General features: G+C 45.3%; 6 protein-coding genes. 1 reads left to right on the top strand and 5 read right to left on the bottom strand.

Annotation, left to right across the window (positions count from 1 at the left end):
- Window positions 1-525: 525 nt before the first annotated feature.
- Together KG118_RS17110 and KG118_RS17105 are read right to left on the bottom strand one after the other, a co-directional pair.
- On the bottom strand, window positions 526-3,216 hold the full coding sequence (locus KG118_RS17110) for a 4-alpha-glucanotransferase (protein ID WP_117710898.1): 2,691 nt from the start codon (window positions 3,214-3,216) through the stop codon (window positions 526-528).
- 129 nt (window positions 3,217-3,345) lie between these two features.
- Window positions 3,346-5,883, bottom strand: a complete 2,538-nt coding sequence (locus KG118_RS17105) for an adenosylcobalamin-dependent ribonucleoside-diphosphate reductase (RefSeq protein ID WP_117710897.1) — start codon at window positions 5,881-5,883, stop codon at window positions 3,346-3,348.
- Window positions 5,884-6,224: 341 nt separating this feature from the next.
- Here KG118_RS17105 and KG118_RS17100 point away from each other — a divergent pair, with 341 nt between their 5' ends.
- Window positions 6,225-6,959: an NADPH-dependent oxidoreductase gene (locus KG118_RS17100; protein WP_117710896.1), complete on the top strand. Its 735-nt coding sequence runs from the start codon at window positions 6,225-6,227 to the stop codon at window positions 6,957-6,959.
- Between the two features lie 227 nt (window positions 6,960-7,186).
- On the opposite strand, the gene dnaA is transcribed toward KG118_RS17100, so the two are convergent.
- From dnaA to KG118_RS17085, 3 genes are all read right to left on the bottom strand, one after another.
- Window positions 7,187-8,581 (bottom strand): chromosomal replication initiator protein DnaA, encoded by a 1,395-nt coding sequence (gene dnaA, locus KG118_RS17095; protein WP_117710895.1) that lies wholly within the window; start codon window positions 8,579-8,581, stop codon window positions 7,187-7,189.
- 352 nt (window positions 8,582-8,933) lie between these two features.
- Window positions 8,934-9,827, bottom strand: a complete 894-nt coding sequence (locus tag KG118_RS17090; RefSeq protein WP_117710894.1) for an MlaD family protein — start codon at window positions 9,825-9,827, stop codon at window positions 8,934-8,936.
- A gap of 12 nt (window positions 9,828-9,839) precedes the next feature.
- Complete coding sequence (locus KG118_RS17085) at window positions 9,840-11,024, bottom strand: N-acetylmuramoyl-L-alanine amidase family protein (RefSeq protein WP_213388588.1); 1,185 nt, start codon at window positions 11,022-11,024, stop codon at window positions 9,840-9,842.
- Window positions 11,025-11,136 lie beyond the last annotated feature (112 nt).

The raw sequence follows: 11,136 nt of genomic DNA, 5'->3' as shown, positions 1-11,136 counted from the left end.
TGATTATTTTTTTGCAACACTAAGTTAAGTGAATCCTCTGACATGGCAAAATCCTGAGCAACTTTTTGTTGCTCAGGTACTTAAAAAAAATATTTTATAATAGTGTTGCGGAATTAAGGTAAGAATAATATTTTAGAAAAAAGAGTGTGTTTATACACACTCTTTTATATAGAACTATACTTTTTGAGTCAATAAGGAAAGTGTTCTGATTTAATTCGGAAGTATAGTGATTTGTTTGTTTGCTTTCCCTGCGTTGTGAAACGCGGGGAATTTTTGTTTATAGGGTATGCTCACTCTAAAATACAAAAATAGAGTGATGATATGTCAAAATAGACTGAATGTATCAAAATGTAAAAGCCCTATCATTCTGTTATTCAGAGAATCTTGCGATGAAGAATCTCCTCTCTTATGTATGCAGAGAAGAGATTCTTCACTTTGTTCAGAATGACAGAATGATAGGGCTTTTACATTTTGACACACCTCCTCTGTTTTGATACGTCACTTTATTATTAGAGAAAATTCCGTTTACCGTCCGGTTTGTACAACCAGCTCTTTTATTTTCTCATTCAAGCTTTCGGCTTTCATCAGTTGTTCCAGTGTCAGGTGCATACGCCAACGCCAGTAGTGGCGCGGATTGGCAGGTACGTTGATACGTTCTTCCTGTGCATTCGGGTTACGCCATTTTCCGTCCATCGACAACCAGTCTTGCAAGGAAAGAATGCAAAGGATGGAATTGCTGTACAGATGCTTGCGCACTACCTCCTCGCAAAGTTCGGGAGTGGCAACCGCAGGTGCGGCACCGTAATGTCCGAGCATAGTATTGTAGTAGCGTTGTGTTTGCAGGAAGTCTTCTTCCCACCAGCCGCGTAGCGTGGACATATCGTGTGTGGATATGGTACAGACGGAGCGATACGGATACCAGTCCGGATGCCCGAACTCTTGTGCCGGGTCTTTGGGCATACGCTGTATTTCCAAAGAGAGGATGCGCAAGTCATTCATCACCCATGCCACGCAATCGGGAATCATACCCAAATCCTCACCGCATACCAGCATCCGGGTAGATTGCGTCAGCTGCGGCAGTTTGTTCATGGCTTGCTCACGCCAGAATTCGTTGTGGCGGTGATAGTAGTATTGATCGTACAGGCGGTTGAAAGCTGCCTTTTCCCAATCGTTCAGCGAACGGTAGATGTAGTCGTGCTGCACACCGATGCGCGGGTGATACTTGTGCGGGTCGTGGCGGTCGGGCACAAACAGTACGTCACTGATAAGCGCATACAGACCGTCGCGTACCCAAATGCTGTCTTCATCCGTCTTGCCTGCAAAGTAGGCTTCCACCTTACGTTGGGTGTCGAATTCGGGACGCATCCGGTAGATTTCCCAAGTGCCCGTCGGTTCGATGAAGGTCTGCTTTACGTAATCGGTATGTGGGCCGAACATCTGTCCGAGGAAGTACTCGTGTATGTACGGTTTCAGGAATTCATCGCGGAAGGGTAGTCCATAGCTCTCTATCTCCTCGCGAGTCATAGGCAGGGCGGGTACAAATTGCCCCAACAAGCCGTGTACGGCATTCATGGGAATTTCCCAGATTCGGAAGAAACCGAGAATATGATCGATGCGATAGGCGTCGAAGTATTCCGCCATTTTGCGGAAACGTTTCATCCACCAGGCATAACCGTCTTTCTCCATGACATCCCAGTTGTAAGTGGGGAATCCCCAGTTCTGTCCGTTTACGGAGAAGTCATCGGGCGGAGCGCCGGCTTGTCCGTTCAGGTTGAAATAGTGGGGTTCTGTCCATGCCTCTACGCTGTTGCGGCTGATGCCGATGGGGATGTCGCCTTTCAATACCACACCGTTGGCGCGTGCGTGTTCGGTGGCGGCAAGCAGTTGCAGGTGCAGGTTGAACTGGATGTAATAGTAGATGGCGATATGCGGATAATCGGCAGACTCCGGTTGGCATAGCTTTTCAATCTCTTTGACATCGTAGCTGTTGTATTTGGGCCACTCACGGAAGTTGGGGGTTTTGTAAGCATCGCGCAGGTAGCTGAATACGGCATATGGCTGCAACCATTCCTTGTTGGACTCGAAGAATTCACGGAAAGCTACCGAAGCCAGCACTTTTTCTCCTTCTTGCTTGAAGATGAGATGGAAATACTCCCATTTGGTTTTGTTGACCGCTTCGTAATCGACCGTGGGCAGGGCATTCAGTTCTTTCTGACGTTTGTTGAATTCTGCCATAACCTTTTTATCTTTCAATGTACCCAGCTGTTTCAGGTCGGTATACATCGGGTGGAAGGCATAAATGGAGATACTGTTGTAAGGATAAGAGTCCGTCCACGTATGCGTCATGGTGGTGTCGTTGATGGGCAGAATCTGTACAGCTTTCTGCCGGGTGCTTACCGCCCAGTCTATCATACGTTTGAGGTCGCCGAAATCGCCTACGCCGAAACTCTTCTCGGAGCGGAGTGAGAATACGGGTACGGCAACGCCTGCACCTTTCCAAGCGGGAAGGCTGAAGTAGACATAGCGGTCGCCGATAACCAGTGTTTCGTTGGCGCCTGTTTGCGGGTCTGCCATATATCGGTTCGGGTTGTTTTCCCAGCAAACGGCACGGCGTTCTTTCTTATTGTACAAGATGAATTTGTATTCCAACGGGAATTTGATTTTGGAGGAATCCACTTCTATCTGCCATTCCGGAAAGTTGGCATCGCTCATAAGGATGGCTTTGTCGGGATTCCAGTCTCCGAATGTCGGTTGGTTTCCACAGATACCCAAACAGTGGTCGCTGTCGATACAGGGAGCATATGCCTTTATCAGCAATCCTTTCTTATGCCCTTTGGGGGCGGTGCTGCGTTCGCGGTGTGCCAAGAGTGATTCCGTAAAGGCGGAGGTGTAAAAGTATTGTTGCTCCGGCAGGTTTTTCCAGCAATCCTGTATCCGGTAAATCTTCTTGGAGGTCCCGGAGAGATAAAGCGTACGGGGCAGGTTTTTCCACTCTGCACGTATGGGGCTACCATCGCGGAAAATATAATAGCTGTATTGGACAAGCCCGTTTTCCGGCACTGCAATGTTTGCTTCTGCGGTCCAGTGAATACCGTCTACGGTTTGTAGCGGAAGTGCTTTGTCGGGATGTTCGTTTCCGAGTTCAGGAATGGAGCCTAAAACTCTGACTTCTTCACCCCAATTGGTTCTGTACTCGATATTAAATGATAAAGTCATATATATTAGATTTAGAAATAACAATAGCTGCAATGATTATGCAAGTATAAAAAATATTCCTCATAATCATGCAGCTATTGTCAGCTATCTCGTTTAAATTCCTATGCAAACGTTTGTGCTTGCCGGGGCTTATCCGCAACGGGATGCACCGCAAGTGGTACAGATGAGGCAGCCTTCCTGATAAACCAGCGTTTCATTGCCGCAGTTCGGGCATTTCTTGCCTTTGGCTTCCGTTCCGTCCATTACGTATTTCTTCAATGCGCGTTCCACGCCGTTCTTCCATGTATTGATATTTTCGCTGTCCAGCTGCAGTGAACTTACCAACTTCATAACCTGCTCGATAGGCATACGGTAGCGCAATACGCCGGAGATGAGTTTGGCATAGTTCCAGTATTCTTTGTTGAACTTCTCGGACAGTCCCTCGATGGTGACTTTGTAACCGCGTTTGTTCTCAAACTGGAAGTCGTAGCGCTTGTTGCCGCTTTCGTCGACGTTCTTGATGATGTGCCCTGTCGACACGTTCTTTGGAAGGATGATACCTTCGTCGTCATCTTGAAGACCGGTGAATATTTCGTAAGGATGTCCGTCCAGCAGACCGACGAATGCCACCCATTTTTCCTTATTGTTCTGGAAGCGTACAACGTCGGCTTCAAGTACTTTCGGGCGGGTTTCTACAACCGTAGGCGGTTTGCACGGCGGAAGTTCCTCCTTCTTTTCGCTCTTGGCGGAAATCAGTACGCCCGAGCGCGAACCGTCGCGATAGACCGTACAACCTTTGCAGCCGGATTTCCATGCTTCGACGTACAGGCGGTTTACCAGTTCTTCGTCCACATCGTTCGGCAGATTAATGGTGACGCTGATGGAATGGTCTACCCACTTCTGGATGCGTCCCTGCATCTTGACTTTCATCAGCCAGTCCACGTCGTTGGAAGTCGCTTTGTAATAAGGTGACTTTTCAACCAGTGCGTCTATTTCTTCCTGTGTATAGCGCTTGGCGGGGTCGTATCCTTGTGCTTCCATCCAAGTCACGAACTTGGGGTGGAATACAATGTATTCTTCAAAAGCGTCTCCGGTTTCGTCAACGAAATCGATGTGTACGTTGGAGTCGTTCGGATTGACTTTGCGGCGGCGTTTGTAGACGGGCAGGAATACGGGTTCGATGCCGGAAGTAGTCTGCGTCATCAGACTTGTTGTACCTGTCGGTGCAATGGTGAGACAGGCAATGTTGCGACGTCCGTATTTCTTCATTTCCTCATACAGTTCGGGGTCAGCCTCGCGCAAGCGGTTGATGAACGGATTGTTCTTTTCGCGCTCACTGTCGTACACCTCGAAAGCACCGCGTTCTTTTGCCATCTCTACGGAAGAACGGTATGCGCTCAGCGCTACTGTCTTGTGTACTTTTTCTGCAAATTCAGTTGCTTCTTCCGTTCCGTAACGCAATCCTAATGCTGCAAGCATATCGCCTTCGGCGGTGATGCCTACACCGGTACGACGCCCCTGGCCGCTCTTCTTGTATATCTTCTGCCACAAAACGCTTTCAGTATGTTTCACATCTTCGTTTTCGGGGTCGGCATCAATTTTTGCCATGATACGTTCAATCTTCTCCAACTCGAGGTCGATGATGTCGTCCATGATGCGTTGCGCCAGCGCTACGTGTTTCTTAAACAGGTCGAAATCGAAGTAAGCATCCGGCTTAAACGGATTGACTACGTATGAATATAAGTTGATGGCCAGCAAACGGCAGGAATCGTAAGGGCACAAAGGAATTTCACCGCAAGGATTGGTGGATACGGTGCGGTAGCCCAAGTCTGCATAGCAATCGGGTACGGATTCCTTTAGGATTGTGTCCCAAAAGAGTACACCGGGTTCGGCGGACTTCCATGCGTTGTGCACGATTTTCTTCCACAAATCTGTTGCGCTGATTTCTTTCTGGAATACAGGTTCCGTTGCATCAATGGGGTACTGTTGTACAAATGGTTTGCCGTCAATGGCGGCTTGCATGAAGGCATCGGTCAGCTTTACGGAAACATTGGCACCCGTAACCTTGCCTTCTGTCATCTTCGCATCTATAAATGCTTCCGAGTCAGGATGTTTGATGGATACGCTCAACATCAACGCTCCACGACGGCCGTCTTGGGCAACTTCGCGGGTGGAGTTGGAATAGCGCTCCATGAAAGGAACCAATCCGGTTGAAGTTAAAGCGGAGTTTTTTACAGGAGAGCCTTTGGGACGGATGTGTGACAGGTCGTGTCCTACCCCGCCGCGGCGTTTCATCAGCTGTACTTGTTCTTCGTCTACTTTAAAGATTGCACCGTAAGAATCGGCTTCACCGTCTACGCCTATCACAAAACAGTTGGAAAGGGAAGCTACCTGATAGTTGTTGCCGATACCGGTCATCGGACTTCCTTGCGGAACGATGTATCTGAAGTGGTTCAACAAGCCGAAGAGCTCTTCGGAACTTAGTGCGTTAGGGTACTTAGCCTCAATGCGGGCTACCTCATTGGCTATTCTCCAATGCATGTCTTCCGGAGACTTCTCGTAAATATTTCCGAAAGAGTCTTTGACTGCGTATTTGTTCACCCAAACCCTTGCAGCCAGTTCGTCACCTTGAAAGTATCGTAAAGATTCTTCGTAGGCTTCGTCATAAGAATAAATTTTCTTTTCCACGATGCAATATCTCTTAGATTTAATTGTAAATAAGTAAAAGTGTAGAAGTTGTACTTATCGCTAACAAATGTGTTTGCAAATCTATGAATGTTTTTTGTTATAGCAAAATAAAAAGAGATGTTTTTATTAACCGAATGCAAGTTTACCGATTTGAAAAGTTAATAGTTTGATTTTCATAAAAATAACTTTTTTGAATGGATAAAAAGTTTTCCAAAAAGAAAATCGGGTGTAGACTTATTGTGCAATAGGTTTATTCTTTTTAGCAAACATGACAGAATATATTTGGAGCTGTTAAATGATATTCTGTGTTTCTTTTTATATATTTGCAAAAAAAAGAAAGAATGGAAAGCTTAAAACAAAGGAGAACTATTCGTAAATATCAGCAGAAAGATATTTCTTCTGATTTGTTAAATGATTTGCTTGAAACCTCTTTTCGTGCTTCTACGGTTGGGAATATGCAGGTTTATAGTGTGATTGTAACCCGTGATGCCGAACGTAAAGCCAAGTTGGCGCCGGCACATTTCAATCAGCCTATGGTGCAGACGGCACCGGTAGTTCTTACGTTTTGTATAGACTTACGCCGTTTTAGTAAATGGTGTGAACTGCGCAAGGCGGAGCCGGGATATGACAACTTTGAATGGTTTGTCACCGGAGCCGTAGATACTTTATTAGCGGCGCAAACCTTCTGTGTTGCAGCCGAGGAAAAAGGATTGGGTATCTGTTATTTGGGTACTACTACCTATAATCCCCAAATGATTATCGAAGCGTTGGAATTGCCGGAACTGGTTTTTCCTATTACCACTGTTACGGTGGGTTGGCCTGCGGAAACTCCCGCACAAGTAGACCGCCTGCCTTTGGAAGCTATTGTCCACGAGGAAACTTATCACGACTACACCCCGGAAGCTATTGACCGCCTGTATGCTTATAAGGAGTCTTTGCCTGAAAACAAACAGTTTGTAATTGAAAATAACAAAGAAACACTGGCCCAAGTCTTTACGGACGTACGTTATACAAAGAAAGATAGCGAAGCGATGTCCGAAAATCTTTGGAAAGTAATGAAGGAACAAGGATTTTAGATGAAGTATGAAGTATAATTGTTATGCTACGTTTTTCATAAGTAAATTCATGGGTAAATTTATGGATAAATTCATAAGTAAACGCACATAATTGACTTATAGTATCTGTCATTCAGAGCGAAGCGAAGAATCTACTCCCTTTATGTATACACAGAGAAGAGATTCTTCGCTTCGCTCTGAATGACAGATACTATTTTTTTATGTTTACTTATGCCTTATGCTTAAATTCAGTTTCCTTTTTTCAATTCCGCCTGAATCTCATCAATTTCAGCGCGGAATGATTTATCCACTTCTTTCAGCTGTTTAATGGTTTTGCAGGCGTGTAACACGGTAGCATGGTCTTTGTTACCGATTAATGTACCTATTTTGGCTGTGGAGAAGTCTGTATGGTTCTTTGCCAAGTACATAGCTATCTGACGTGCTTGCACCACTTCGCGTTTACGCGATTTGGTATGTATGGCGGCATTTTCCAAGCCAAAGTGCTTGCATACGGTAGTGATAATGTCGTCGATGGTTATGGCTTTGCTTTCGCTGTTCACAACCTTGCGTACGATGCGTTGCGCCAAATCCAAGTCAATCTCCTTATTGTATATGGTGGAGTGAGCCATGATGGAAATGACGATACCCTCCAAATCACGGACGCTGTTGCCTACATTTTCGGCTATATAGTCGATAACTTCCGGCGGGAATTGCAAACCGTCGCGATGTATCTTGTTGCGCAGAATGTTCTTGCGTAATTCTACTGTCGGCTTTTCCAGTTCCGCCACCATTCCCCATTTGAAACGCGTAATCAAGCGTTCTTCCATGCCTTGAAGCAACACGGGAGCGCGGTCTGATGTCAGGATAAGCTGTTTTCCGTTCTGATGCAGATGATTGAAAATGTGGAAGAACGTATTTTGCGTTTTGGTAACGCCTGCGAACTCCTGAATATCATCAATAATCAATATATCAATTGTTTGGTAGAAGTTGATGAAGTCGTTGGTCGTGTTGTTGCGCACGGAATCGGTGTATTGTACCTGAAACAAATGTGCAGATACGTATAATACCCGTTTCTCCGGATACAGTTCCTTGATTTTTGTACCGATGGCATTGGCAAGGTGAGTTTTTCCCACGCCTGATGCCCCGTATAAAAACAACGGATTGAATATCGTTTTGGCAGGGTTCAGCGCTACTGCTTCTGCAACGCTGCGAGAAAGTTTGTTGCTATATCCTTCAATAAATGTGTCGAAGTTGTATTCCGGATTCAGATGCGGGTCTAAATCGGGAACAGGCATTTGTGGAATAGCCTTGTCTATCGTTTGTTTTTGTGGTATAATAGTGCGATGGGTAGATTCATAGTTTACGGTCTTCTCCGGCCGTGAACTCTTATCCACCATAACATTATACATCAACTTTGTTCCCTCACCGATTACCTTATAAAGGGTCTTACGCAACAAGTCTACAAATTTATCCTCCAGAAACTCATAAAAGAACTGGCTGGGAACTTGTACAACGAGCGTTTTGTCCTCATATTTTAAGGGAATAATGGGGAGAAACCAAGTTTTATATGTCTGTTCCGGAACATTGTCTCTAATGATTTCAAGACAACGGTTCCACAATCCGACATGATCCTGTTCACTCATAACGGCTACTGATACATTTATTAATTAAGCAAAACTTCTACGTTTGCAAAATTGGCAATCTTATTTGAGAAAAACAAATCTCTTTTTTCTTGTGTTTTTCAAGAAAATAATAATCTCTTTACTTTCAGCTACTTATCGAAATATATGAAAACTATGCCTTTGAAGAAGCTCTTGCTTTTATATAATAGCTTGTAGTATAGTGTGTTATCTTCTATTTGCGGGGCTGCGTACTCTTTGAGCACGGAGTATATATAAACCTCTTTTTTACTCTATACACAGACCTATCAAGGACTTTCTCTTCCATGACAGATTGTCCTTGCTATTTAGACAAAATCTATATAAACAGATTTTTCTACTTATCTTTCTTGCCGAATAAAGAGAAGTGGACGTAGCGTTTGGGGTGGGATTTCAGGTCCTCCAACAAGCTCGCCGCATTTGCTGTTGTGGCATTCAGATTATTGTAAAGCGAAGGGTCGTTCAGTAATAATCCTATTGTATTGTCTTTACGGTTTAATTTGTCTGTAATCATTTTTACGTTAGCCAAGGTCGAGTCTATGCTTTGCATGGCCGTTGCGTAGTCTATCTCTTTTAAATTGTTGGAAATGAGTACAAAGTTATCCCCAATGGTATTCAGCTTTCCTGTGAGCTGTGGAATATCCTTGTTCATCAGTGTTTGCAGCTGTCCGCTGGTTACGGCCAAGTTGGCTGTGAGGTTCTGCACGTTGTGCAGAGTGGCAGGGATAGCGGGGTCTGCCAACACCATATTCAAAGAGCCGAGGATAGAGTCCAGCTTGGGCAACATCTTTTCCAATTGCGGCATCATGGTGGCTACTTTTTCCATCATCCCGTTGTTGAGAGTACCGGGAATCGTGTCGCCTATCTGATATTTCTCACGCGGATTGTTGGCAAGGAGAAGATTCATCTTGACGCCGCCTAACATTTCCGCCGTCAATTCGGCAGTGCTTCCTTTGGGGATGCGCAGGTCGGTATTGACGTCTATCTCCGCAACCACCTTTCCGGGTTGGGTATAATCATAATACAAATCGCGCACGATACCTACGCGGAAACCGTCGGCAAAGACGGGGCTTGATTTGGTGAGCCCGTTGACATTATGAAACTTAACGTAGAAATAGCTGGAAGGCTTGAACATATTAATGCCTTTCAGGTAATTGATGCCATATACTAATATGCAGAGCGCAGCTATTCCTGCAATTCCTATTCTGACTTCTTTGGTAATATACTTCATGATGTATTCTATTTATTTCTTTTTGTTTTTAAATTCATTGATGGCAGCGTTTACATTCATTTTCTTGCCGTTTTTAAAGGCTATGATGAAAGCGTCTTTAAACTGTGCCGTAATAGAGCGTTTGGTACGCAGCACCTTATTGTAATCGGAAGATGCGCCATACGTATATTTGTACAGGCCGCCTTCTTGGTAATAATCCACATTTTTCAGCCCCTTTAGCCTCTTGTCGTTCTTGCCCAGCGGACGGGAGGATGTGAGTATCTGTATCTTAAACACAGGGCCACTGTCTTCTGTTTGTGCGGCAACGGTTTTTTCTTCTGTTTTCGGTGTTGTGCCGGTAGGCGGAGCGGTTTCTTTTTCCTCTTCCGGTTGCGGTATGTCTTCCGGCAGAATGGTCTGGCTGCTTCCGTTCAATCGTATCTCCTGCTCACGCTTATAGGTGAGGAAGGCACGGAAAATTCCGTTGGCAAGAGTGGTGGTTCCGGACTCCGTGTTTAGGTAGCGTTCCTCTTCAGGGGTGGATATAAAGCCTAACTCAACCAGAATGCTTGGCATGGCGCTGGCTTTCAGAACCAGAAACCCCGCTTGGTGCACGCCCCGGTCTACCCGTCGGCAGGTATTGCGGAAGTGTTTCTGCACGAGCGAGGCCAAATGTACGCTTTGCGACATATACTTGTCCTGCATGAACTCGAAGATGATATAAGATTCGGCGGAATTGGGATTGAATCCTGCATAGCGTGTCTTATAATCGCTTTCATAAAGAATAACCGAGTTCTCCCGTTTGGCCACTTCGAGGTTGGCATCCGATTTGGCAAGACCTAACGTCCAAGTGGACGCACCCTTGGCTGTGCGGTTTTTGGCAAGCGCATTGGTATGGATTGAGATAAAAAGGTCGGCTTTGGCGTCGTTGGCAATCTCCGCACGCCGGTTCAGCGGGATAAAGACATCTCGTGTACGGGTATAGACAACCTTTACGTCCGGACAATTCTTTTGTATCTGTTTGCCGAGTTTGAGTGCAACATTCAGGTTGATATTCTTTTCTTTGGAAATCTTGCCGATGGCGCCGGGGTCGTGTCCCCCGTGTCCGGCATCGATAACGACAACAAAATCCTTCGCTTCAGCACTGCCGCTACAAAAAGGAGAAGTGAGCAGCCCCAAGCAAATACCTATATATAATATGTATCGTTTATCCTTAATTCCGCAACACTATTATAAAATATTTTTTTTAAGTACCTGAGCAACAAAAAGTTGCTCAGGATTTTGCCATGTCAGAGGATTCACTTAACTTAGTGTTGCAAAAAAATAATCA

The organism is Bacteroides propionicigenes, assembly GCF_018390535.1.
GTDB classification, from domain to species: Bacteria; Bacteroidota; Bacteroidia; order Bacteroidales; family Bacteroidaceae; genus Bacteroides; species Bacteroides propionicigenes.
The sequence above is the reverse complement of the archived record's forward strand: the minus strand, read 5'-3'. Positions and strand labels throughout refer to the sequence as shown.

Excerpts from the sequence above, each read along its gene's own strand:
- KG118_RS17110 (WP_117710898.1), bottom strand. The coding sequence starts at position 3,216 with ATGACTTTATCATTTAATATCGAGTACAGAACCAATTGGGGTGAAGAA.
- KG118_RS17100 (WP_117710896.1), top strand. The coding sequence starts at position 6,225 with ATGGAAAGCTTAAAACAAAGGAGAACTATTCGTAAATATCAGCAGAAA.
- dnaA (WP_117710895.1), bottom strand. The coding sequence starts at position 8,581 with ATGAGTGAACAGGATCATGTCGGATTGTGGAACCGTTGTCTTGAAATC.
- KG118_RS17090 (WP_117710894.1), bottom strand. The coding sequence starts at position 9,827 with ATGAAGTATATTACCAAAGAAGTCAGAATAGGAATTGCAGGAATAGCT.